Annotated in this window: 25 protein-coding genes; 6 read left to right on the top strand and 19 right to left on the bottom strand. The window is 67.2% G+C overall.

Translation table 11 applies throughout. From position 1 onward, the window contains the following. The first annotated feature begins 99 nt into the window (after positions 1-99). Complete coding sequence (locus tag AC5RUF_RS02770; RefSeq protein ID WP_493998948.1) at positions 100-591, top strand: YajQ family cyclic di-GMP-binding protein; 492 nt, start codon at positions 100-102, stop codon at positions 589-591. 124 nt (positions 592-715) lie between these two features. Here AC5RUF_RS02770 and AC5RUF_RS02775 read toward each other — a convergent pair whose 3' ends face one another. The 3 genes from AC5RUF_RS02775 to AC5RUF_RS02785 form a co-directional block, all read right to left on the bottom strand. Further along, positions 716-1,393, bottom strand: a complete 678-nt coding sequence (locus AC5RUF_RS02775; RefSeq protein WP_494129634.1) for a histidine phosphatase family protein — start codon at positions 1,391-1,393, stop codon at positions 716-718. An 18-nt stretch (positions 1,394-1,411) separates the two neighbouring features. Beyond that, complete coding sequence (gene htpX / locus AC5RUF_RS02780) at positions 1,412-2,284, bottom strand: zinc metalloprotease HtpX (protein WP_493998926.1); 873 nt, start codon at positions 2,282-2,284, stop codon at positions 1,412-1,414. 98 nt (positions 2,285-2,382) lie between these two features. Continuing rightward, positions 2,383-3,654, bottom strand: a complete 1,272-nt coding sequence (locus AC5RUF_RS02785) for an MFS transporter (protein ID WP_494129635.1) — start codon at positions 3,652-3,654, stop codon at positions 2,383-2,385. A 117-nt stretch (positions 3,655-3,771) separates the two neighbouring features. On the opposite strand from AC5RUF_RS02785, the gene AC5RUF_RS02790 reads away from it, so the two are divergent. Beyond that, a complete protein-coding gene (locus AC5RUF_RS02790; RefSeq protein WP_493998353.1) occupies positions 3,772-4,515 on the top strand; it encodes an MBL fold metallo-hydrolase in 744 nt (247 codons plus the stop codon). A gap of 85 nt (positions 4,516-4,600) precedes the next feature. Here AC5RUF_RS02790 and AC5RUF_RS02795 read toward each other — a convergent pair whose 3' ends face one another. Together AC5RUF_RS02795 and AC5RUF_RS02800 are read right to left on the bottom strand one after the other, a co-directional pair. Next, entirely contained in the window at positions 4,601-5,224 is a 624-nt protein-coding gene (locus tag AC5RUF_RS02795) for an esterase/lipase family protein (RefSeq protein WP_494129636.1), read from the bottom strand. 173 nt (positions 5,225-5,397) lie between these two features. Beyond that, positions 5,398-6,162, bottom strand: coding sequence for an alpha/beta fold hydrolase (locus AC5RUF_RS02800; RefSeq protein WP_494129637.1), 765 nt, complete (start codon positions 6,160-6,162; stop codon positions 5,398-5,400). Between the two features lie 156 nt (positions 6,163-6,318). Between AC5RUF_RS02800 and AC5RUF_RS02805 the strand changes: the two genes are divergently transcribed. After that, positions 6,319-6,771, top strand: a complete 453-nt coding sequence (locus tag AC5RUF_RS02805) for a Fur family transcriptional regulator (protein WP_494129638.1) — start codon at positions 6,319-6,321, stop codon at positions 6,769-6,771. A gap of 49 nt (positions 6,772-6,820) precedes the next feature. Then, on the top strand, positions 6,821-8,311 hold the full coding sequence (locus tag AC5RUF_RS02810; protein WP_493997339.1) for a catalase: 1,491 nt from the start codon (positions 6,821-6,823) through the stop codon (positions 8,309-8,311). A gap of 254 nt (positions 8,312-8,565) precedes the next feature. On the opposite strand, the gene AC5RUF_RS02815 is transcribed toward AC5RUF_RS02810, so the two are convergent. From AC5RUF_RS02815 to AC5RUF_RS02840, 6 genes are read right to left on the bottom strand one after another with little or no spacing between them, the layout of a single operon-like run. After that, positions 8,566-9,414 carry a prenyltransferase gene (locus tag AC5RUF_RS02815; RefSeq protein ID WP_493997341.1) on the bottom strand — a complete coding sequence of 283 codons (849 nt, stop codon included), beginning with the start codon at positions 9,412-9,414 and terminating at the stop codon, positions 8,566-8,568. Between the two features lie 38 nt (positions 9,415-9,452). After that, positions 9,453-9,800 (bottom strand): lycopene cyclase domain-containing protein, encoded by a 348-nt coding sequence (locus AC5RUF_RS02820; RefSeq protein WP_493997338.1) that lies wholly within the window; start codon positions 9,798-9,800, stop codon positions 9,453-9,455. Continuing rightward, positions 9,797-10,222, bottom strand: coding sequence for a lycopene cyclase domain-containing protein (locus AC5RUF_RS02825; RefSeq protein WP_493997337.1), 426 nt, complete (start codon positions 10,220-10,222; stop codon positions 9,797-9,799). Before AC5RUF_RS02825 ends, AC5RUF_RS02820 begins: the two co-directional genes overlap by 4 nt. Next, positions 10,222-11,841: a phytoene desaturase family protein gene (gene crtI, locus AC5RUF_RS02830; RefSeq protein WP_493997336.1), complete on the bottom strand. Its 1,620-nt coding sequence runs from the start codon at positions 11,839-11,841 to the stop codon at positions 10,222-10,224. The genes AC5RUF_RS02825 and crtI overlap by 1 nt, the downstream gene beginning before the upstream one ends. Next, positions 11,838-12,746: a phytoene/squalene synthase family protein gene (locus AC5RUF_RS02835; protein WP_494129639.1), complete on the bottom strand. Its 909-nt coding sequence runs from the start codon at positions 12,744-12,746 to the stop codon at positions 11,838-11,840. The genes crtI and AC5RUF_RS02835 overlap by 4 nt, the downstream gene beginning before the upstream one ends. Positions 12,747-12,749: 3 nt before the next feature. After that, the gene (locus AC5RUF_RS02840; RefSeq protein ID WP_494129640.1) at positions 12,750-13,817 is read right to left on the bottom strand and encodes a polyprenyl synthetase family protein; all 1,068 of its coding nucleotides are present in this window, start codon (positions 13,815-13,817) and stop codon (positions 12,750-12,752) included. A gap of 35 nt (positions 13,818-13,852) precedes the next feature. Between AC5RUF_RS02840 and idi the strand changes: the two genes are divergently transcribed. Next, complete coding sequence (gene idi / locus AC5RUF_RS02845; protein WP_494129641.1) at positions 13,853-14,383, top strand: isopentenyl-diphosphate Delta-isomerase; 531 nt, start codon at positions 13,853-13,855, stop codon at positions 14,381-14,383. Here the strand turns inward: idi and AC5RUF_RS02850 are convergent. After that, positions 14,331-15,131, bottom strand: a complete 801-nt coding sequence (locus AC5RUF_RS02850; protein WP_493998125.1) for a glycosyltransferase family 2 protein — start codon at positions 15,129-15,131, stop codon at positions 14,331-14,333. The genes idi and AC5RUF_RS02850 overlap by 53 nt on opposite strands. Positions 15,132-15,221: 90 nt before the next feature. Between AC5RUF_RS02850 and AC5RUF_RS02855 the strand changes: the two genes are divergently transcribed. Then, positions 15,222-15,857 (top strand): DUF2238 domain-containing protein, encoded by a 636-nt coding sequence (locus AC5RUF_RS02855; protein WP_493998126.1) that lies wholly within the window; start codon positions 15,222-15,224, stop codon positions 15,855-15,857. A gap of 102 nt (positions 15,858-15,959) precedes the next feature. Here AC5RUF_RS02855 and AC5RUF_RS02860 read toward each other — a convergent pair whose 3' ends face one another. The 7 genes from AC5RUF_RS02860 to AC5RUF_RS02890 form a co-directional block, all read right to left on the bottom strand. Continuing rightward, positions 15,960-17,150, bottom strand: a complete 1,191-nt coding sequence (locus AC5RUF_RS02860; protein ID WP_493998127.1) for a TerC family protein — start codon at positions 17,148-17,150, stop codon at positions 15,960-15,962. A 143-nt stretch (positions 17,151-17,293) separates the two neighbouring features. Further along, positions 17,294-18,007: a nucleotidyltransferase family protein gene (locus AC5RUF_RS02865; protein WP_494129642.1), complete on the bottom strand. Its 714-nt coding sequence runs from the start codon at positions 18,005-18,007 to the stop codon at positions 17,294-17,296. A 76-nt stretch (positions 18,008-18,083) separates the two neighbouring features. Continuing rightward, positions 18,084-18,386 carry a DUF4193 domain-containing protein gene (locus tag AC5RUF_RS02870; protein ID WP_227912721.1) on the bottom strand — a complete coding sequence of 101 codons (303 nt, stop codon included), beginning with the start codon at positions 18,384-18,386 and terminating at the stop codon, positions 18,084-18,086. Positions 18,387-18,934: 548 nt separating this feature from the next. Continuing rightward, positions 18,935-19,273 carry a YtxH domain-containing protein gene (locus AC5RUF_RS02875; RefSeq protein WP_494129643.1) on the bottom strand — a complete coding sequence of 113 codons (339 nt, stop codon included), beginning with the start codon at positions 19,271-19,273 and terminating at the stop codon, positions 18,935-18,937. 104 nt (positions 19,274-19,377) lie between these two features. Continuing rightward, positions 19,378-19,773 carry a DUF779 domain-containing protein gene (locus AC5RUF_RS02880; protein ID WP_493997367.1) on the bottom strand — a complete coding sequence of 132 codons (396 nt, stop codon included), beginning with the start codon at positions 19,771-19,773 and terminating at the stop codon, positions 19,378-19,380. A 162-nt stretch (positions 19,774-19,935) separates the two neighbouring features. Beyond that, on the bottom strand, positions 19,936-21,459 hold the full coding sequence (gene adh / locus AC5RUF_RS02885; protein ID WP_493997368.1) for an aldehyde dehydrogenase: 1,524 nt from the start codon (positions 21,457-21,459) through the stop codon (positions 19,936-19,938). A gap of 448 nt (positions 21,460-21,907) precedes the next feature. Beyond that, a complete protein-coding gene (locus AC5RUF_RS02890; protein ID WP_494129644.1) occupies positions 21,908-23,608 on the bottom strand; it encodes a GAF domain-containing protein in 1,701 nt (566 codons plus the stop codon). Between the last annotated feature and the right edge of the window lie 55 nt (positions 23,609-23,663).

Raw genomic sequence — 23,663 nt, forward strand, 5'->3', positions numbered from 1 at the left:
GATTGGCTGGACGGCAGCTGGGAACCGGGCGCCTTCGGGCCGCGGACCTACTACGCTAAGAGGCAGGAAAAAGTCACTTAACTTAGAGGAGTCCTCCCCATGGCAAGCGAGTCCACGTTCGACGTCGTCAGCAAGATCGATAAGCAGGAAGTGGCCAATGCCCTGAACCAGGCGCAGAAGGAAATCGCCCAGCGCTATGACTTCAAGGGCGTAGGCGCCGAGGTGGACTTCAGCGGCGAGAAGATCCTGATGAAGGCCAACTCCGAGGACCGGGTCAAGGCCGTGCTGGATGTCCTGCAGTCCAAGCTGGTCAAGCGCGGCATCTCCCTGAAGTCGCTGGACGCCGGTGAGCCGTTCGCCTCCGGCAAGGAGTACCGCATCGAGGCCTCCATGAAGGAAGGCATCGCCCAGGACCAGGCGAAGAAGATCAACAAGCTCATCCGCGACGAAGCACCCAAGGGCGTCAAGTCGCAGATCCAGGGCGACGAGCTGCGCGTCAGCTCCAAGTCCCGCGACGACCTGCAGGCCACCATGGCACTGCTCAAGGGTGCCGAGCTCGAGGTGGACCTGCAGTTCATCAACTTCCGCTAGGTTCGGACCTCAGCGTAAAACTGATCCGCGCAGGACGTACGACGGCGCCGCTCCCCTTCCGGGGGCGGCGCCGTTCGCATGTGGCGGGAAGGTTGCTTCCGCACCCCCTCTCCCCCTGGCCGGGTCAGAGGCTGACGTCCTCTGCGGCGGGGCCGTCGTCACCGTTGTCCTCCAGCTCTTTCCCGCCCACGGCCTCTCCCATCCAGGTGAGCAGCTGCCAGGGTCCCAGGCCTCCGCCGGGCAGCTCGGGGGCCTCCATCACCACCACACCGGTGTTGCTGAGCACATTATCGACAATGAAGTCAGGCCCCACGTTGGCGGCGCGTGCGGCAGCCCAGGTCCGGATGATGGCGCCGTGGCTGAAGACCGCCGGTGCCCGCAGGCCCGCGGCGGCCAGCTCGGCAATCACGGCATCAAAACGCCCCAGCGTCGACGCGCCATCGGGACCGCCGGGCATCCGCAGGTCGGTTTCGCCCTGCACCCAGCGGTACACGGTTTTGAGGTAGGTGATGATCGAGTCCCGGTCATTGCGCATCTCCAGGCTGCCGGCGGAGATCTCCCGCAGGCCGTCCCGGATTTCCACCGGCAGCCCGAGCGCGGCAGCCAGCGGCGCCGCGGTGAGCTGCGTGCGGACGAGGTTGGAGGCGAACACACCGTCAATCGGCTCTGTCCCCAGCGCCTCCGGCAGCGCCGCTGCCTGTTCGAGGCCCAGCCCGGTCAGGCCGGGGCCGGGGACGGCGGTGTCCAGGTAATGCTCGACGTTCGAAGGGGTCTGGCCGTGGCGGACGAGTATCAGGCGCATGGTCGAAGCCTACGGTGCCTAGGACCCCAGTGCGCGCCCGGCCATACGCTCGAGCCGCTCGATGCGCTGGTCCATCGGCGGGTGCGTGGCCAGCAGGCCGCGCACACCGTTGCGGAACGGGTTGGCGATCATCAGGTGGGAGGTGTTCACCAGCTTCTGGTCATTGTCCGGCAGCGGTGCCCGCTGGGTACCGCTCTCAAGTTTCCGCAGTGCCGAAGCCAGCGCCAGCGGATCGTCCGTGAGCTTGGCACCGTCTTCGTCGGCGTCGTACTCCCGGGTGCGGCCGATGGCCATCTGGATCAGGGACGCGGCAAACGGGGCGAGGATGGCCATGGCGATGGCCGCCAGCGGGTTGGCGTTGCGCCGGTCGCCGCCGCCGAAGAAGAGCAGGAACTGTCCCAGCGAGGTGATGACGCCGGCGATGGCGGCGGCCACGGAGGAGGTGAGGATGTCGCGGTTGTAGACGTGCATCAGTTCATGGCCGAGCACACCGCGCAGCTCGCGTTCGTTCAGCAGGGCGAGGATGCCCTGGGTGCAGCACACGGCTGCGTGCTGCGGGTTACGGCCGGTGGCGAAGGCATTGGGGGCCATGGTCGGGGAGACATACAGCCGGGGCATGGGCTGCCCTGCTTTGGCGGAAAGTTCGCGCACGATCCGGTACATCTCGGGTGCCTGGGCCTCCGAGACCGGGACGGCGCGCATGGCGCGGATGGCCAGCTTGTCGCTGTTCCAGTAGCTGTAACCGGTGGTGGCCAGCCCGATGAACAGGAAGACCCAGATAAACGTGGGGCTTCCCGTTCCGGAGGAGAGCAGCGCGCCGATTCCCAGCAGGACGGCGAACAGCACGCCGAACAGCGCCGCAGTCTTAAGTCCGTTGAAATGGTGGTGCACGTGTTCACGGTCCTTTCAGGCAGGCCGGTACGGGCCTGCAGCTTACGTTGAGTCCGCTTAATTCAACGCAGAAGGTGCCGCTGCTGTTCCGCGGGGCCTCAGGGTTCGGGGTGCAGTGCGTCGTAGCGGGCGAACCGGGGCTGGGTGCGGGCCAGCACGGCCACCAACGCCAGGCAGACCAGTCCGCCGGCCACCGCCGCCCACCCCTCGCCCAGGAAGGAGGCATCGAGGCCGGCCACCAGGTCCCCCAGCCGCGGTCCGCCGGCCACCACCACCACAAACACGCCCTGCAGCCGGCCGCGCATGGCATCCGGGGTGGCGGCCTGCAGGATGGTGGAGCGGAACACGCTGCTGATGGAATCTGCAATCCCGGCGCAGGCCATGGCCGCGGCTGCGGGAATCAGCCAGCGGGACGGCACGTCGCCGTCGTTGTGCCCGGCCAGCACCACCACCACGCCGAATGCCGCCACAGACAACGCCCAGGCCGCCACGGACCACAGCACCGCCAGACCCTGCCGGCGGACCAGTCCCAGCGGACCGGAGAACAGCCCGGCCAGGAAGGCGCCCACCGCGGTGGCGGCCAGCAGCACCCCCACCGTCGTGGCGCCGCCGCCGAGCATCAGCGCACCGATGGCTGGCAGCAGGGCCCGGGGCTGGGAGAAGACCATGGCGCACAGGTCCACCACAAAGGTCATGCGGATATTGGGGCGGGTGCCCAGGAACCGGAAGCCTTCCAGCACGGATCCGAGGCCGGCTTTCTGCACCTTGCCAACCGGGGGCATGGGCGGGAGCCGGTAAAGGGCCCACATGGCGGCGGTGAATGTGACGACGTCGATGGTGTAGGTCCAGCCGTAACCCACCCGGGCCACCAGCACCCCTGCCAGCAGCGGGCCGGCGGTCATGGCCAGGCCGAAGGTGATCATGCTCAGCGCATTGGCGGCGGGGAGGAGTTCGGGGCGGACCAGCCGCGGGATGATGGCGCTGCGTGCCGGCTGGTTCAGCCCTCCGGCGCCGGCGTTGACGGCCACCAGGAAGTACAGCAGCCAGACGTTGCCCACTTCAGCCCACGCCTGTGCCGCAATGCCGATGGTGCTGCCCCAGAGCAGCAGGGAGGAGAACAGCGCCACCTTGCGCCGGTCGTAGGCGTCCACCACCGACCCGCCGTACAGCCCGGCCAACACCAGGGGCACCAGGCCCACCAGTCCCAGCAGCCCGACGTAGAAACTCGACGCCGTCAGCTCGTAGATTTCCAGGCTCACCGCTACGAGGGTCAGCTGGGTGCCGACGGCGGAGAGCGCCGTTCCGGTCCAGAGGCGGCGGTATTCGGGGCTTTCCCGCAGGGGGGTGAGGTCGGCGAGCAGTCGTGGCACCAAAGCAGTCTAGGGGCCGGCCGCGGAGATCCGGCGCACCACGCACGCAGATGAATGCGAAGCATGCTTAGGATGGGGACGGTTCGCTTTCCGTTTCCACCGCAGGAGGACTTCATAGTGTTTACCCGCAGCGTTGCCGACGGAATCCACCGGATCGAGCACGCCTACGTCAACGTGTATCTGGTCGAGGATGACAACGGCGTGGCCGTGATCGACGCCGGCCTGCCCGGGATGTGGCCGCACCTCACCGGCGCCCTGGATGAACTGGGGTACGGACCCGGCGACATCCGCGCCCTGGTCCTGACCCACGCGCACTTCGACCATGTGGGCACGGCGGCCCGGCTCCGGCAGGAGTACCGCACACCCATCCTGGTCCACGATGCTGACCGGTACATTGCCGCACACCCCTACCGGTACCTGCACGAGAACAACCGCTTTGCCTACCCCGTGCGCCATCCCCGGGCGGTTCCGGTGCTCGGTGCCATGACCCTGGCCGGCGCGCTGAACGTCCGGGGCGTCACCGACGTGCACAGCCTGACCGGGGAATCCGGCGCCGCCCTGCCCGGCACGCCCCGGATCCTCTACACGCCCGGGCACACGGCCGGCCATGTGGCCCTGCACTACCCGGACCGCGGGACGCTGATCAGCGGTGATTCACTGGTCACGCTTGATCCCTATACCGGGGCCAGGGGCCCGCAGATTGTTTCCGGAGCGGCGACGGCGGACAGCGGCCAGGCGCTCGCCTCCTTGTCCCTGCTGGCCGAAACCGATGCCCCGCTGCTGCTGACCGGGCACGGGGAACCCTGGCGGGACGGTTCGGCGGCGGCGGTTGAGCAGGCACTGGCGCGCGGCGCTTCCTGAGGTTCCGCTTCCTGAGTTTCTCGGGGCCCGGGGCCGGGCGTTGGAGATCCGAGCGTTCCCCGCCCCCGGTGCCGGCGGCCTTCCGCTACCCCGTGGCGTCGCCCAGGTCCTGCTCCAGCACCTCCAGCAGCCGGGAGTCCCCGATGGGCCGGAAATGGCCCATCGTCTCCAGCTGGATGTTCTTCGCACCGGCCAGGTGGCTGCCGGCCGGAATATGCGGATCGAAGCTGCTGTAGACGGAGGTGATCCGGGTATTGACGCCCTCGTTTCGCAGCAGCTGCTGCAGGAACGGGTTCCGGGGCGAGAAGGCGCGGATGCTGGCCAGCGGAAACAGATTGGCGTAGACGGACCCGGAGAAGGGCGTGTTGACCGCGATCATCCGGTCCACCCGGCGGCCACCCTCGGGCAGGGTCATCAGGTGCTTGCCGATCAGCCCGCCCTTGCTGTGCGCCACCACCAGTACTCGGTGCAGGTCCTGCTCCACGAGGTAGCGCTCCACCAGCACCGCCGCGTCACCGATGACTCCGCGGTTGTAGCCCAGCGGTGCCACCGTGTGGACCGGGTGCCCCCGCTCGAACAGATAGTCCGCCAGCGGCCGAAGGAACTGCCAGTTCTCGTAGACACCGGGGATCAGCACTACCGGAGCCCGCGGCGGCCCGTCCGGGTGCAGGTAGGCAGACGGGTTCCGGCGCAGCAGGAAGTTCCTCACCTGCCAGTAGCCCACGTAGGCGTAGTCCGATGCCCAGCCGCCGGCAACACGTGCCCACCTGAAAAGCCGTCCCCTGCGCCGCGGGCGGACACCGGGGCCGGCTTCCCGGGCGGGTCCCGCTCCGCCTCCGGGGACACCGCTTTCTCCGGCCCGTCCCGAGGCAGACCCGTGCGTCACCGTGCCGGGACCGCCGAGCGCACCAGGGCTGCGGTTTCCACCGGACGGGTGTACATCAGGACGTGCGGCTGGCCGGGCAGCTCCACGGTACGCGTGCCGGGCCGGGCTGCGGCCAACCGGGCCAGCCAGTCCGCCCGTACTACCGGGTCCTTGCCGCCGCGCACCAGCAGGACCGGGGGCTGCACCTCCCGGATCCGCTCCTCCACCCGGTGCCGGATCATCACCGGCAGGGTCTTCAGGTACCAGCGCGGGCCGGCACGCAGGTAGTCGCTGACGAGGATTGCATTGACGGCAGGCGGCTCGCCCAGGCAGTCCTGCAGCAGGCGCAGCGCCTGCAGGGGTGCGGAGCGTTCCGCGTTATTGATGGTCGGGCCCAGCAGCACAATGGAGGACGCCGCCTCCGGGGCAGCGAGCGCCATCTCCACCACCACCTGGCAGCCCATTGAATGACCCACCCATTGGGCACCGCGGATCCCCGCGGCGTCAAGGGCCCGGACGGCAATCCGGCCGAAGTCTTCCATCTGCAGCCGGCGGCCGGGTTTGGGCGCCGTGCCGAAGCCGGGAAGTTCCAGGGTGTGCACCGTGGCTGACCGTGCCAGTTCCCAGATCAGCGGTCCGAAGTACCGCTCCGAGGCGCCGATTCCATGCACCAGCACCACCTCAGCGGAATGTCCGGGCCAGGCAGGCGTCCCGGCGTCGTCGTAGCGGCGGTAGGTGCGCAGGTCCACCTGCACGTCTCCCTGCATGCCCTCCACGCTCACGCGCTGGAATTCCGTTCGTGCGTCTGCTGCCGACACTGTCCTGCCCTGCTTCCCTGTGTCGCCGGATATGGCCTTCCCGGCCCAGCCTACCCGTGGCCGCGGCAAGTAAGGCGGGACTTATTATGAGTAACTCAGAATAAGTGTAGGATGGGTGCCATGACCGGGACAGCAGCAGCAGCAGAGGAGACCACCGCACGGTGGTCCGCTGAGCTGCGCGCGCACGGCCGCCGGGTCACCAAACAGCGCCTGGCCGTGCTCCGGGCCGTCGACGCCGCGCCGCACACGGTGGCGGACGACGTCGCAGCGGCCGTCCGCACCGAACTGCCCGACATTACGGTGCAGTCGGTCTACGTGATCCTGGCGGACCTGGCCGAAACCGGACTGGTGCGGAAAATCGAACCGCCCAACTCCCCGGCCCGGTACGAAACCCGCGTGAACGACAACCACCACCACGCGGTCTGCACCGAATGCGGGCGGATCGAGGACGTGGACTGCGCCGTCGGCCACGCCCCCTGCCTCACCCCCGGGAACACACACGGTATGACCATCCAGATTGCGGATGTGCTCTACCGCGGGATCTGCACAGACTGCGCCGCTGCAGCCACGTAGTCCTCCTAAGCTTCTTCACCCTTTTGTCAGCACCAGAGAAAGAACAAGTATGTCCAACTTCACCACCACGCAGACCGGTACCCCGGTTGCCAGCGACGCACACTCGCTGAGCACCGGTGCCGACGGCGCCATTGCCCTCCACGACCGTTACCTGGTCGAGAAGCTGGCGCAGTTCAACCGGGAGCGGATTCCGGAGCGCATCGTGCACGCCAAGGGCGGCGGCGCATTCGGTGAGTTCACCGTCACCGAAGATGTCTCCAAGTACACCCGCGCGGCGGTCTTCCAGCCCGGCGCCGTCACCGAGACCGTCCAGCGGTTCTCCTCCGTGGCCGGTGAAATGGGCTCCCCCGACACCTGGCGCGACGTCCGCGGCTTCGCGCTGCGTTTCTACACCACCGAGGGCAACTACGACATCGTCGGCAACAACACCCCGGTGTTCTTCATCCGCGACGGCATCAAGTTCCCCGACTTCATCCACTCGCAGAAGCGCCTGCCGGGCTCCGGCCTGCGCGACGCGGACATGCAGTGGGATTTCTGGACCAACTCCCCCGAGTCCGCCCACCAGGTCACCTACCTCATGGGCGACCGCGGCATCCCGCGCTCCTGGCGTGAAATGCCCGGCTTCGGCTCGCACACCTACCAGTGGATCAACGCTGCGGGCGAGCGCTTCTGGGTGAAGTACCACTTCACGTCCAACCAGGGCAACCACGAGATCACCGGTGCCGAGGCCGAGCGCATTGCCGGTGCGGATGCGGACTACTACCGCCGCGACCTGTACGAGAACATTGCCGCCGGCAACTTCCCGTCCTGGGACCTGCACGTCCAAGTCATGCCGTACGAAGATGCCAAGACCTACCGGTTCAACCCGTTCGACCTGACCAAGGTCTGGCCGCACGCGGATTACCCGCTGATCAAGGTGGGTACCCACACCCTGAACCGCAACCCGGAGAACTTCTTCGCGCAGATCGAGCAGGTTGCCCTGTCCCCCGCGAACCTGGTTCCCGGCATCGACGCCAGCCCGGACAAGATGCTGATGGCCCGCATCTTCTCCTACCCGGATGCCCAGCGCTACCGCGTGGGCGCCAACTACAACCAGCTGCCGGTCAACGCCCCCAAGGCCCCGGTGAACAACTACTCGCAGGACGGCGCCATGCGCTTCTCCTACAACTCCCCTCAGACCCCGGTCTACGCACCGAACACGCTCGGCGGCCCGGTGGCCGACGCTGCGCTGGCCGGCGCGGGCAGCTGGGAGAGCGACGGCGCCCTGGTGCGTTCCGCGCAGACCCTGCACTCCGAGGACAGCGACTTTGTCCAGGCCGGCACCCTGTACCGCGAGGTCTACGACGACGCCGCCAAGGAGCGCTTCCTGGAAACCATCACCGGCGCCATCTCCGGTGTGCAGCGTCCGCACATCCGCGAAGCGGCGATCCAGTACTGGACTAACGTTGACGCGACCCTCGGCGAGAAGCTGCGCCTCTCCCTGGCACAGGGCGAGACCACGGCCAACGAAAAGGCCGAGTTCGTCGGCGTTGCGGAGTAATTCCCCCATAGCGCGGTAACGCAGTGCTGCAGCAGCGGCCGGTCCCTTCGGGGGCCGGCCGCTGCTGCGTCTGTCGTCGGAATGTGCCTGTTCTGGAATGTGTCTGTAGTCGGACTGTACCGGTGGTGGAATGTGCCGGTGCTGCCGTCCACTGCCGCGCCCAGTGTGCAGATAACGGGGTCAATCGATACGGATAACCCCGTTATCTGCACATTCGGCGGACGCACGCCCCCGGGCAGGTCCCGCCGGTGCCCTTACCGGGCGGGCCAGTACCAGATGATCAGCATCGTCACGAGGAAACCTGTGAGGAAGTTCAGTTTCAGGAACCGTTTCCAGCCGGCATTGGCCGCCGCGGACCCGGCGTCGGTAATCCGCAGGAACGGTACGAGGTTGAGGATGTAGGGCAGTGCCAGCAGGCCGCCCAGGGTTGCCGGCCACGGGGTGAGCAGCATCAGCAGGCCGGCTGCCAGATATGCCGCCGCGGCCACCCACACCACCGTCCGGGCACCGAGCACCGTGGCGATGGAGCCGATGCCGCCTTCCTTATCCGGAACCACGTCCTGCACCGCGCCGAAGGCCTGGCTGGCCATGCCCCACAGGAAGAACGCCCCCAGCACGGCCCACAGGCCCGGGGTAAACTCCGCACCGGCGAGGACCAGCCCGTAGACGGCAGGACTGACGAAGTGGGTGCTGGACGTCATTGAATCGAGGAACGGACGCTCCTTGAACCGCAGCCCCGGCGCACTGTAGGCGATCACGGCGAAAACGCTGACGGCAAGCACCAGCCAGGACAACGGGCTGCCCAGCAGGACCAGTGCCACGAGGAACGGCACGTTGGTGGCCAGCGCCGCCCACAGGGTGATGCGGTGGAAGCTGCGGTCCAGCACCGCGCCCTCCACGCCGCCCTTGCGCGGATTGTGCAGGTCCGACTCGTAGTCGAAAACGTCATTGATGCCGTACATGGCCAGGTTGTACGGCACCAGGAAGTACAGCGTGCCGATCACCCACGCGGCATCGATGCGGCCGGTAGTGAGCAGATAGGCCGCGGCAAAGGGGTACGCGGTGTTCACCCAGGACAGCGGGCGGGACGAAACCAGCAGCATGCGCAGGGTGCTGCCGGCCGTACGGGTGACGCCGGTACTCACGGATTCTCCTTAGTGATGGGGGCCGGCCCGCCGGGTGCCGGTGCCCGCCCGGGCAGCAGGACCCAGAGCGCCGGCAGCAGCAGCACAGCGGCCAGCGGATAGGCGAAATCTTCCAGCGGGGCGGCGCCGGCGAAGGCCCCGGAAATCCGGTCCTCGTTGTACCAGAACAGGCCTGCGCGGATCATGAGGTTGTCGAAGACCGCCGTCAGGACGAGCAGGACAACGGCGGTGACCGCAGACGCCGCGGCAAAGAACCGCGGACGACGCCGGCGGTACAGCAGCGCCGCCGCGCACACGGCTGCTGCGGGAAGCAGGAAAAAGGCGTTGAGGGTCCAGTAGGTCACTGCCGGGGCCCCTCACTCTGAGGCCCGGTACGTTCCGGCACACCCCGTTCCGCCATACCCGCCCGCTCACCGGACCGTTGCGCACCGGGCCCACCGGACGGACGCCGTCGGGCGTGTTCCGCCACCAGCCGGATGAGGCCGAACACCACCATGGTCAGGTAACACAGGAAGGCCAGGAAGAAGATCTCCTCCACCGGCAGATGCGGGGCCAGGGTCAGGCCGAGCATAAACGGGGTCTCGCCCCGGTAGAAGATGTCACTGCCGATGCCGGCCAGGTCCCACCCGGTGAAAAAGAGGACACCGATGGCGAGCACGACGGCGGCACGGCGGGCATCGGCGAAAAAGAACAGCCGGAACCGGTGGTCCAGCAGCACCATGCACCCCAGGGACAGCAGCAGGAACAGCAGGTACAGGACAGCCATCAGGCGTCCGCCCCGGGGACCGGAAGCGGGGCCGGGGACCACGGGGCCGGCTCCGGCAGCGCCTCTGTACCGGTCTCCCCGCGCAGCCGCTTCAGCACGAGTTCGGCGCTGATCAGGCACATCGGCAGGCCAATCCCCGGCAGGGTGGACCCGCCCGCGTAGAGCAGCCCCTCCACCTTCCGGCTCGCGTTGGTGCCGCGGAAGAAGGCGCTTTGCTTGAGGATGTGCGCCGGGCCCAGCAGGGTGCCGCGCCAGGAATTCAGGTCGGTGACAAAGTCCTGCGGCCCCACCGTTCGCCGGATGATGATCCGTTCGGCCAGGTCCGGGATGTTGGCCCACTCGGAAATCTGGCCGATCACGGCGTCGGCCATCTTTTCGATCCGCGGATCACCCGCGCCGTCGATGCCGCCGGCACCCAGGGAGGGGTCGGAAGGAACCGGCACCAGCACAAACAGGTTTTCGTGCCCTTCGGGTGCCGCTTCCGGATCGGTGGCGCTGGGCCGGCAGACGTAGAGGGACGCCGGATCCGGGACCGAGGGGGTCTTCCCGAAAATCTGCTCGAAATTCGCTTCCCAGTCCTTGGTGAACAGCAGTGTGTGGTGCTGCAGCTGGGGAAGCTCGCCCTTCACACCGAGGTGCAGCAGCAGCCCGCCCGGCCCGGGAACCCGGTGCTGCCAGTATTTCTCCGGGTACGTCTGCAGGGACGCGGGCAGCAGGGTGGTTTCCGTGTGGTGCAGGTCCGCTGCGGAGACCACGAGGTCCGCGTCCAGCGACGCCACCATTCCGTCCGCATCGCGGTAGTCGACGCCGGCGGCCTGCGGGCGGCGCCGCCCGGTATCCGCGGTACGGATCCGGGTAACCTCGGCTCCGGTGAGGACCTTGGCGCCCTCCGCGCGGGCCAGGTCGCCGATCACCGAGACAATCCGGTTGAAACCGCCCATGGGATACAGCACGCCGTCCGCCAGGTCGAGCCGGCTCATCAGGTGGTACATGCTGGGCGTGGTGAACGGCGAGGAGCCGAGGAACACGGCGGGATAACCGAGGATCTGGCGGATCCTCGGGTCGGTGAAGCGTTTGGCCACGAAGGTGCTCAGGGGTTCGAGCAGGAGCCGGGCCAGCCGGGGTCCGCGCCGCAGGACATCCGCGCGCAGCAGCGGCAGGAACGAGGCGAACGTCGAGTACAGGAAGCGTTTCTTCGCCATCCCGTAGACCTCTTCGGCTGATTCGAGGTATTCGGCCAGCCGGTCCCCCGCGCCCGGTTCGAGCGACTCGAACAAGGCGATGTTGGCTTCCCTGGTGGCGGCGATGTCCACGGGTTCGGGTGTGTCTTCGAACAAGACCCGGTACCCCGGATCCAGCTGCACCAGGTCCAGCTGATCTGCTGCGGACGTCCCGAGGAGCCGGAAGAAGTGGTCAAACACCTCCGGCATCAGGTACCAGGACGGCCCGGTGTCAAAGCGGAACCCGCCGGTTTCCCAGCTGCCGGCCCGGCCGCCGGTTTCCGGCTGTTTCTCCAGCACGGTGACGGCCAGGCCCTCCCGAGCCAGCAGTGCTGCCGTGGCCAGTCCGGTGATCCCGCCGCCGATCACAATGGCGGTACGTGGTCTGCTGCTGCTCATGCCTGCCTTCCGTTGCGTGCGGACGCGGGCCGGGCCGCCGTGCGCCGGGTGAGGACTGCACGGGCGGCAATGCGGGCCTTGACCGGGTTGGGCACCCGGATGCGGGTGGTTCTCAGTTCTTCGGCGGGGGTGTTCCGCAGCCGGCGGGCCAGTTCGCTGAACAGGTCCTGCGCCAGGGCGACGGCGGCGCGGCAGGCCGGCGGCAGCTCGGCCACGGCGGCACCGGAGACCACCAGGTCCGCATCGATTCCGTCCAGGATCCGGTTCTTGTCCGCTTCGCTGAACGCGGCGACGGTGATGCCGGGGAAATAGCTGCGGCCCAGGGTTTCAAAGTCCTGCGCCAGGTCCCGGAGGAAATTGACCTTTTGGAAGGCTGCCCCCAGCCGCTGGGCACCTTCGCGCAGCCGCTTGGCCTGATCATCCGGCAAGGTCCTGCCGCAGAGGAAACACTGCAGGCACATCAGGCCGACCACTTCGGCGGACCCGTAGACGTACTCGTCGAAGCTGGCCTGCGTGTGCTCTGCCTGGTCCAGGTCTGCCCGCATGGAGGCAAAGAACGGACGGGTGAGGTCGGTGCCGATGCCGGTCTGGCGGGCGGTCAGCGCAAAGGCGTGCACCACCAGGTTGGTGCTGTAGCCCGTGCGCAAGGCGCGCTCCGTGTCGGCTTCCAGCTCATCAAGCAGCAACCCGACGTCCCGGCGGGACAGCTGCGCGGCCGCGGCCACCCCGTCCACGATTTCGTCTGCCAGCCGGACCAGGGCGTAAATGGTCTCAATCTGCATCCGCGTCCGGGCGGCCAGCAGCCGGGACGCCAACCCGAACGACGTCGAGTAGTTGCGGATCAGTACGGCCGAGATCTGCCGGGACACGGTGTTGTAGAGGGCAAGGCCCTGTACTGCCGCCACGTCCTAGTGTCCCCGGTTCACGGCGTCGTCCACCACGGCCGTCAGGGCGGCGCGCAGCCCGGGAGTGACCGCGGGGCAGTCCAGGTGCTGCCGGGCCCGGTCCGCATATTCCTGTACCAGGAAGCGGGCATGGTCCCGGGCCCCGGAGGACACCAGCAGTTCCCGGGCACGGGCGGCATCACGGACCGTCAGTTCCGGGTTGCCGAGCAGGCCGGAGAGCTCTGCCCACTCCGGCTGACCTGCCGCGTAGGACACCAGGACGGTGCGCTTGCCCTCGCGCAGGTCGGAGAAACTGGACTTCCCGGTGGCACTCTCCTTGCCGAACACGCCCAGCAGGTCATCCACCACCTGGTACGCGATGCCAATGTCCTGGCCGTAGAGGCCCAGCGTGGAAACGACGTCGTCCGATGCTCCCGCAAGCACGGCACCGGCCTGCAGCGGCGCTTCGAAGGAGTAGACCGCGGTCTTCAGCCGCTCCATGTGCAGGATCTCGTCGATTGGCGGGGCGCCCGGGTGGAAGGAAAAGTCGACGTCGATCAGTTCACCGCCGGCCGAAGCGAAGACGGCGTCATCGAGGATCTCCGCCAGCCTTTGCCGCAGGTCCTCCCCCACCCCGGCGCCGTCGAGCAGGCGGAAGGCGCCGGTCAGGGCCAGGTCCCCCGCGATTACGCCGGCAGATAAGCCGCGGTGCCGTGCCGCTCCGTCCCCGGCGCCCACGGCGGAAGCCAGGTCCCGGTAGACGCCGGAAACGTTGGCGTGGCCCCGGCGGGAGAAATCCAGGTCAATGACGTCGTCGTGCACAATCAGGGCGGTATGCAGCAGCTCAAATGCGGCGCCCACGTGTGCGGCGGCCCGCGTATCGGTCCCGCCCAGATGCAGGAAGGCAGTCAGCAGGCTGCGCGGCCGCACCCGCTTCCCGCCGGCGGTGGATTCCTCCAGGGCCTGCCACAGGGACAGGTAGCTGGATCCGAGCTTCGCAGCCCGTGCCTTGGCCTGTTCGAAGAACCGGTCCAGGACAGCTTCAACAAGCTCCTGGCCGGTGGACAGCTCGAGCGGGGGGTGCGTCTGCATAGGTAAAGTAAACACGTATGGGACCAGTGGAAGAAATGACAGGCCGCGCAGAACAGGTGGTTCTGGTTGACAATGACGGCCGTGCCCTCGGGACCCGGGACAAGGCGAGTGTGCACACCACCGACACACCGCTCCACCTGGCGTTCTCCACGCATGTATTCAACCGAAGCGGCCAGTTGCTGGTGACCCGGCGCGCACTGTCCAAGCTGACCTGGCCCGGAGTGTGGACCAACTCGTTCTGCGGGCACCCGGGGCCCGGCGAAGCCAATGAGGATGCGGTCCGGCGCCGCGCGGAGCGTGAGCTGGGCCTGCAGGTCCGCGACCTGACGCTGCGCCTTCCGGACTTCCGCTACCGCGCCGTGGACGCGTCCGGGATTGTGGAGCACGAGATCTGCCCGGTCTACACCGCAGTGGCCGACGCCGACCCTGTGCCGGCGGCGGACGAGGTCATGGACTGGCAGTGGGCCGACCCCGCGCAGCTCGTCCCGGCCGTGCGGCTCACCCCGTGGGCCTTCAGCCCGTGGCTCGTCCTGCAGTTGCCGCTGCTCTACCCCGAAGCGCACTGATCCTGCGGCCCCAGCGCACCCACGGATACTCCTGCGGCCAGTGCGAGACCAGGGTGTGGAAGGCGCGGCGGAACCGCAGGACCAGATTGGCCCGGGTTTGCACCGCCCGCGGCGCCATGCCCACCACCAGGCCCGGATCCCGGCGGCAGTGCCGGCCCTGGCCCAGATGGAAGCTCAGGCAGACGTCGTCGTGCAGTTCCGCATCGTCCCGGTGCACTTCTGCGCTGACCTCCTGCCAGGTGCGCACCCGCATTGCCAGGTTGGACCCGAAGAACGGCCAGTGGGCCAGCGCCGACCCCATCGCCAGGTAGTAGGAACCCAGGTACAGGCGGGAGACCAATCGCCCGATCCGCGGCGGCATTCCGTAGAACACCCCCGGGCCGCTCAGCACCTCCAGTGCAGGATCCGCGGCGAAGGATTCCGCTATTCGCTGAACCCAGTCGGCCGGAAGGACGCAGTCGGCGTCACACCGGGCAATAATCGCGTCCGTTGCCGGGTCGCAGGTGGCGGCCGCGGCGTCGTATCCGGCGCCGGCCGCGGCGGGGATGCCGCGCATAGGTTCAAAGACCACCCGGGCACCGAACCGTTGTGCCGTTTCCGCACTGGCATCGGTGCTGTTGTTGTCCACCACCACGATTTCCTGCGGGGCCACGGTCTGTCCGGCCAGCGACTGCAGGCAGGCCTCCAGCAGCACGGCATCGTTGCGGCACGGGATCACCACGGTCACGGGCGGAAGCTCAGGGGGCATGGGCCGAGTTTAGCGCGGGCCGCTCCCCGGCCCGGCCCGGGTTTGGTGCTCCCCCTCCTGCCGTTCCGCGCGGCGGGCTACCGTATGAGGATGATTGATGCACTGCTCCGGCCGCCGGAGACCCGGGGGGAAGTTGTCGCGGACGTGGTGCGTGCCGTGGGAATCCTCAGCACTGTTGCTGCGCTCGTGCTGCTCGGGCCGGTGGAGACAGCGTTGTTCCTGCTGGTGCTGCTGGGCCTGCTGGTAGCCCGGAGCCTGGACGTGATTCCCGGGTTCGACACCGCTTACGGCCTGGTGCTGCTGCTCGCAGCTTGGAGCAGCGTGGCGGACCTGTACGCCCGGATCTCCTGGTGGGACCTGGTGATCCATTGCGCGGCAACGGGTGTGCTCGCCACTATGGCGTACTTCCTGCTGGTGCAGTTCAATGCCGTCCCTGCCGTCCGCCGCCCGCACCGCCCCTCGCGCTCACTGCCACTGGTGGTGCCCGTGCTGGTCCTGTCCCTGGGCCTGGCGCTGAGCGTCCTGTGGGAGATTGGCGAGTGGTGGGGCAACGCGTTTATTGATGAGCGGATCAATGTCGGCTATGGGGACACCATGGGCGACCTTGCCGCCGGCGGCCTCGGGGCTCTGGTGTCCGGTGCCTGCCTGGGACTTGCGGTCCGCCGCGCCGGTGCACGGATGACGGCAGCAGGCCGCGGGACGCGGATGCACCCGCAGGAAACGTAGGTCCGCCCGTGCCGGGACGGCATAGGGCAGCAAAACGCCCGGGCAGCGGTCTCGCTGCCCGGGCATTCCTGCCGCTGTTCGCCGGTTTCCGGCAGGGTTAACCTAGCGGGAGAGGTAGCGCTCGTGCTCGCTGTGCGCGCGGGCCACGGTTTCGCGGATCTCCTCGATGTCCTTGACCTTGTCGCGGTACTTGATGTCCATCTTCAGGATGTCCTGCTCCTCATCACACAGTGCCTTGTAGACGCGCTCCCGCTCGGCGGGGTCCGCAGTGTAGGAGAGGTCCAGGTAGGCATCCGCATGGCGGCGTGCGTTGTTGACGGCGGTCATGGCCTTGCCCGCCGGGCTGACCAGGGACGCGATAACGGTCACTGCCAGGACGCCCACAATGACGGAGAGCGAGAGTCCGGTGGTGATTTCGATGACCGAAACGTGCTCGCCGCCGTTGATGAAGGGCAGGGTGTTTTCATGCAGGGCGTGCAGGACCAGCTTGACGCCGATGAAGGCGAGGATGGTTGCCAGGCCGTAGCTGAGGTAGATCAGGCGGTCCAGCAGACCGTCGATGAGGAAGTACAGCTGGCGCAGGCCCATCAGGGAGAAGGCCGTGGCGGTGAAGACAATAAAGACGTTCTGCGTCAGGCCGAAGATCGCCGGGATGGAGTCGAGCGCGAAGAGGATGTCGGTACCGCCGATGGCCACCATGACCAGCAGCATCGGGGTGAGGACACGCTTGCCGTTCTCCATGGTGAACAGCTTGTCGCCGTCGTACTGATCGGATGTGTGGAAGATCTTTTTGGCGAGCCGGATGATGAAGTTGTTGGCTTCGTCGTCGCCCTCGGTGCTTTCCGGCTTGAGCAGATTGCCCGCCGTGATCAGCAGGATCAGGCCGAAGATGTAGAAGACCCAGGAGAAGGAGTTGATCAGTGCCGCACCAAGAAGGATGAAGGCGGTGCGGGCGATCAGCGAGAACACGATGCCGAAGAGCAGGACTTTCTGCTGGTCCTCACGCGGAACGCGGAAGCTCGCCATGATGATCAGGAAGACAAACAGGTTGTCCACCGAGAGCGCTTTTTCGGTGATGTAGCCGGCGAAGTACTCGGTGCCCATCTGGGCTCCGCCGAAGATCCAGACAACAATGCCGAAAACGATGGCCAGGCCCACGTAGATGGAGGACCAGATGGCCGCTTCCTTCAGCGTAGGGATGTGCGCCTTACGGATGTGGAAGAAGTAATCAAAGGCCAGAAGGGCCAGGATGACCACAATGGTCACTCCCCAGACCAAGGGGGAAACAGTCATGGAATATCTGCTTTCGTAGGGTATGCCGAAGGAGCATAGGTCTCTCCCGCCAGCCTTTGCAGGTGGCCGCTGAATCCGGCGGAGCGTCGGTGCTCCACGTGTTGACGGATATCGGCGTTTCGGGATACTCCCCTACGAAGCCATCAGTCTAACAGGACAAGGTCCGGTTCGGTGTCAACGTCCCTGCCGTCGGCGAGGTCGGAGCAGTCAATGACATCCACCAGGTCCGGGTGCGCGGCCAAAAACGCCCGGGCTCCTGCATCCGCGGAGGCGTTGCCGGGCGTCTCGGTGGCGCCGCTGCCGGGCGTCTCGGCGGCGCCGTTGCCGGGGGCGCCGCTGCGGTGAGTGTCACCGCCGCGGGCGTCACCGCCGACTGCAAGGGGCTCCAAGCTGCGGGCCGCGAGCGGGGCATCGAACAGGACCGGGTGGCCGCGCCGCAGCGTCCCCGTTTTTTCGTCCCGGTACCCCGCTGCAGTGATGCGACCCGTCGTCGCGGCGCCGAGAAGCCGGGCGACGACGGCGGGGGTCAGGCCGGGCTGGTCCACCAAGGCCACCAGCACCGCGCCCGCGGACCGGTCCAATGCCGCAGCAACCCCGCAGCGGTAGCTGCTGCCCATGCCTTCCTGCCAGTGGAGGTTTCGCACCACCGCCGCGTCCTGCAGCCGGGCTTCCGCCAGCACGTCCGAACTGCCGGCCCCCAGCACGGCCAGGATACTGTCGCAGCCGCCGTCCCGCAGCACCCGGACTTGGTGTTCAATCAGAGGCCTGCCGTGGAAAGGCAGCAGTGCCTTTGGACCGCGGCCAAGGCGCGTGCCGGCACCCGCGGCCAGCAGCACCGCCGTCGTTGTTCCCGCCATGTCCACTCTCCTCGTTATCCCTTAAAACAGGCAGCCGCCGGACCTCGGAGGGTGCGGCGGCTGCGGACGGGGCTGCTCAGCCCTCGCAGTCCTTGCAGTAAGCCAGGCCGTTCTTCTCGACGGCCAGCTGGGAGCGGTGCCGGACGAGGAAGCAGGAGTTGCAGGTGAACTCGTCTTCCTGGGGCGGTACCACCCGGACAAGCAGTTCTTCGCCGGAGAGATCGGCGCCGGGCAGTTCAAAACCTTCGGCCGCTTCGGCTTCATCGACGTCAACTACGGCAGACTGCTTGTCGGTGCGCCGGGCCTGCAGCTCCTCGATGGAGGAGGTGGTGCCGGCATCTTCCTCAGTCTTGCGCGGTGCGTCGTAATCTGTAGCCATCTTGTCGGCTCACACTCCAAATCCGTAGTTGTGTTCTTTCCGGGCACTCGATACTAGCCGAACATAACCGACGTACCGGCGCCTGCTATTCCCATTTCCCGATGTGACACCGGTATTTTTTTCCTGAGAATTTTTTTCCTGAGAATAGGGGGTCCTGACGGGCTCCTGCATACCCAACGAGTCCGGTTGCCCTCGGGTTCCGGCCTGCACCACCGGGTTTTGCAGCTGTCCGGCCGGTTCTTCGGCGGCCCGGCCGGTTCTGCGGCGGCCCGGCCGGTTCTGCGGCGGCCCCTGAAGCTCCCTGCACGGCCCTCCGGGCTCCGGCCCTTGGAAGCACCGGCCCTTGGAAGCACAACGCACCGGACGGGTGGACTTTCGTCCACCCGTCCGGTGCGTTGTCCTTCAGCACTGTGTGCTTCAGATACTGCGTGCTTCGGTACTGCGTGCTTCGGTACTGCCGGGCCGGACCCGGCTGCCGCACTTCCCGGAATCCCGCCGGCCTGGAATCCTGCCGGCCTGCCCGGGAAGGCAGTTAGGTCCGGCTGATGCTATGCCTCGGGCTGCGGTTCCGCCGGAGACATCTTCTGGTCACCGCCGTTGGTGAAGGCCCCGCTGGCGCTGGTGGAACCGGACGCCGAGCCCGTGCTGCTTGACTGGCTGCTGCCCGAGTCCGACGAGCCGGTGACCTTGGAGGCTGCATCCTTGGCGGCGCCGGTGACCTTCTCCTGCAGGCCCGGAGCCTTTTCCTTGGCCCATTCCGTGCCGTGGGACACCGTATCCTGCACCTTCGGGTCCTGCCACAGCTGCATCAGCTTCTCGCGGCCGCCCTTGGAGCCGACCAGGTAACCAACACCCATGCCGGCCAGGAATACAAATTTCTTTACCATGGTCTTCCTCTTCTCCCGCCCCTTGAAGGGCCTCGATAAGTTCCGTCCACTTGCACCCTACCGTTCGAAACGGCAGGTTCAACAGCCAGCTTACTATCTGGAAGCTAGCCGAGCAGACGGGACCGGATGAGGAAGCGTTTGCCCTCCGGCGCTTCAACGGAAAAGCCGCTGCCGCGTCCCGGAACCACATCGACGGTCAGGTGGGTGTGTTTCCAGTATTCGAACTGTTCCCGCGACATCCAGAACTCCAGTTCGTCGCCGTCCAAGTCGAAGACGCCCAGCAGCACGTCCGCGTCACCGGTCAGGAACTCCCCGGCCGGATAACACATGGGTGAGGACCCGTCGCAGCAGCCGCCCGACTGATGGAACATCAGCGGGCCGTGCTGTTGCCGCAGGCTGCGCAGCAGTTCCTGCGCGGCGGCGCTGAGTGCCACCCGGGAAAAGTCTTCCCCGGGCACCACTGCAGCAGCCTCCATCGTCGTCGCCGGTGCAGCAGCCATCAGTACCCCACCACCACCCGGCCGTCTAGCCGGCCCTGCCGCAGCTCGTCCATCACCGCATTGATCTCCAATTGGTTCACCACTGCTGCTCGCATGCTGGCCATTCGATCCTCTATTCGATCGTTGGTACGGGGAATTCAGCGTAGGCGCACCGTGTGGTGCTTAGAAGAAGCCCTGCTTGTTTTCGGCGTAGCTGACCAGGAGGTTCTTGGTCTGCTGGTAATGGTCCAGCATCATGGCGTGGTTTTCGCGTCCGATGCCGGAGGATTTGTAGCCGCCGAAGGCGGAGTGGGCAGGATAGGCGTGGTAGTTGTTCACCCACACGCGGCCCGCCTGGATGTCGCGGCCGGCCCGGTAGGCAGTGTTGCCGTCACGGGACCAGACGCCGGCACCCAGGCCGTAGAGGGTGTCATTGGCGATGGCCAGGGCCTCGCCGTAGTCGGAGAACCGGGTCACCGAGACCACCGGGCCGAAAATCTCCTCCTGGAAGATCCTCATGCTGTTCGTCCCTTCGAACACCGTCGGCTGGACGTAGAATCCTTCCGCCAGGTCGCCGTCGAGATGGGCACGGCTGCCTCCGGTGAGGACCTTCGCGCCCTCCTGCTTGCCGATGTCCAGGTAGGACAGGATTTTCTCCAGCTGGTCGTTGGACGCCTGGGCTCCCACCATGGTGTTGGTGTCCAGCGGGTTGCCCTGCACCATCTGCGCCGTGCGGGCCAGGGCGTCGGACATAAAGGAGTCGTACATGGAGTCCTGGATGAGCGCGCGGGAGGGGCAGGTGCAGACCTCGCCCTGGTTTAGGGCGAACATGTTGAAACCCTCGAGGGCCTTGTCGTAGAACGCGTCGTTTTCGCGGGCGACGTCGGCGAAGAAGATGTTCGGGCTCTTCCCGCCCAGCTCCAAGGTGACCGGGATCAGGTTCTGGCTGGCGTACTGCATGATCAGGCGGCCCGTGGTGGTTTCACCGGTGAACGCAATCTTCCGGATCCGGTTGGAGGACGCCAGCGGCTTGCCTGCCTCCACGCCGAAGCCGTTGACCACATTCAGCACGCCGGCAGGGAGCAGGTCTGCGATGAGTTCCATCAGGACCAGGATGGACGCGGGGGTCTGTTCCGCCGGCTTGAGTACGACGGCGTTGCCGGCCGCGAGCGCGGGCGCCAGTTTCCAGGTGGCCATCAAAATGGGGAAGTTCCACGGAATGATCTGGCCCACCACACCCAGGGGTTCGTGGAAGTGGTAGGACGTGGTGTTGTCGTCGATCTGGGAGATACCGCCCTCCTGCGCCCGGATGGCGCCGGCAAAGTAGCGGAAGTGGTCCACGGCAAGCGGCAGGTCCGCGGCCATGGTTTCCCGGATCGGCTTTCCGTTGTCCCAGGTTTCAGCAACGGCCAGCATCTCGAGGTTCGCCTCGATCCGGTCCGCGATGCGGGTCAGGATCAGTGCCCGCTCCGCCACCGGGGTTTTGCCCCACGCACCTGCGGCCTTGTGTGCTGCGTCCAGCGCCAGGTCGATGTCCTCGGAGGTCCCACGGGCAACTTCGCAGAACGGCTTTCCGGTGACCGGGGAAACGTTCTCGAAGTACTGTCCCTTGATCGGGGCAACCCACTCCCCGCCGATCCAGTTCTCATACCTCGGCTTGAAGGTGACTTTTGAGCCTTCGGTGCCCGGCTGTGCATAAACGGTCATTTTGCGCTCCTTGTGCGTTCGACGTCGGTGTCGGGTGCGGATGGAAAGGACGCTACGCGCCGCTACGTTGCAACCAGGTTGCAATGCCCGTCGCGGCCGCCGGAGCGGGCGGACGTCACGGCACGGGCGGATTGCCGGCCTGAGCGGCTGGCCTGACCGGATTTCTGGCCTGAGCAGATTGCCGGCCTGAGCGGATTTCTGGCCTGAGCGGATTGCTGGCCTCATCAGATTGCTGGCCTGAGCGGATTGCTGGCCTCAGCAGATTGCTGGCCTCAGCAGCGGGGCGGTCGTACAGTTGCGTGGCAACTTCTGCCGCACCCTGCATCCGGTTTCCAGCGGGCCAAGCTGCGGGGCGGCGGGTTCGGCCGGTGTCGTTGGCCTGATGGCGCGGCTTACCCAGTGCCGGGTCTCTGCTCCGCTCCCCCTGCTCCGATATATCCCGGTCCGTTTACGCGAGCTCCCGTTCGATCCGCTCGACCGCGGCCACTATCGCTGCCCGGCGCGGTGAGCGGGCTGGAAGCAAGCGCAGGGCGAGCCGCCAGGCCTCGACATCGTTGGCTGCTTCGGGCAGCTGCAGGTACTGCAGGAGCGTTTCCGGGCCGGCACCGGTGAGGACCGCTTCGCGCAGGACGGCGGAAACCCTGGCTCGGAGGTCACGGACGGCCGGGGCGTCCGACCGGGGCAGAACCGGCCCCCGGTAAAGCTGCAGGCCCTGGCGGAAGGCTCCGCGCTCCATCTGCTCCAGGACGTCCTGCGCGTCCAGCCGGAGGGGGCGGGGCAGCCGGTACGGGCGGGAAGAAGGAACCATCGCTCCTGTGCCGGCGGTTCCGGCGTCGGTGAAGGTGCTGGTTGTGGCGGTGCCGGTTGTGGCGGTGCCGGTTGTGGCGGTGCCGGTTTTGGTGGTGTCGGTTCCAGCGTCGTCGGTTGCGGTGCCGGGGGTTGCTGTTGCCGTGGCCATGGCGGCCGCAGGCTGGGCCCGCTGCGGCGGTCCGCCGTCGTCCGATGCTGCGGACAGTGCCGACATAAAGTTTCGCAGCCGCAGCATTTCCGCACGGACGGTTCCCGGCGGGGTTCCCTCGGGGTAGGCCAGCAGGCCCAGGTCTTCCGTTGTCAGGCCTTCCGGATGCAGGGCAAGGACGGTCAGTAGTTCGCTGTGCCTTGCGCTCAGCTCCACGGTCCGGAAGTTCCGGATGCCCGGACCGGACGCCAGCAGGAGCTCGGCACGGTCACGTCCGAGGATCCGCAACATGTCCTTGGCGGCGAGTGCCGAAGACCGGGCCTGGGTCCTGCCCGTGACAGCAGTCCCACTCGTGGCCGAAGTCCCGCTGAGAGGCCGGAAGGGGGTCAACGCGTGCCCGGCTGAATCTGCTGCTGCAGCCGTTGCCACCGACATTGAGGTCCGCGTAATGGGCTGCGCAGCAGTGCCGGTCGGGCGGGAATTCAGGTGCTCCTCGAGGGCCCGGATCTGCAGCACGGACTCGGCCGCCGTCACTGCGGCACGGATGAGCGCCAACGTGTTCGGAGCAACGGCGTCGGGGCCCCCCGTAACGTCCACCACGCCGAGGATCTGTCCGGTGCCCGGGTCCCGCAGGGGTACAGCGGTGCAGTTCCAGGAGTGGACCTGCCGGCTGAAATGCTCAGGACCCGCGATCTGCACATCCGCTGCCGTGGCCAGTGCCGTGCCGGGAGCGCTGGTGCCGACGGTGCGTTCGGACCACTCCGCACCCGCGACAAAAAGCATGCCCTCGGCACGCCGCCGCAAACCGTCGTCGCCGTCGACCCACAGCAGCCGGCCGAGCTCGTCGCCCACGGCGACCAGCAGTCCGGAGTCTGTTGCCGGGTCCACCAACAGGCGGCGGATCACCTGCATGACGGCGGCGAGGGGGTGGGCGGCACGGTAGTCCGGCAGGGCGGCGTCGTCGAAAACCAGTTCGGCGTGGGAGATGTCCGGGTTCCCGTGGTGCATCAGCGACCGCTGCCAGGACTCTCGGACGGACGGCCTCAGCAGGTCCAGCCACGGCTGGTCGGGACCGGAGGCAGGACCAAGGCCTTCATGGGCGCGGAACGCCCCGCGCCGGTACGTTTCTGCCAGCGCCCGCGGCAGTATCCCGGATTGCCCGGATTGTTCTGTGCGTGCTGCAATGCGCACGGCCCCCGCCTATCCACGTTGATGAGGAGACACAGTCTTGTGGACATGCTCCCAT

It is taken from the genome of Arthrobacter sp. Y3224198, from assembly GCF_059090025.1.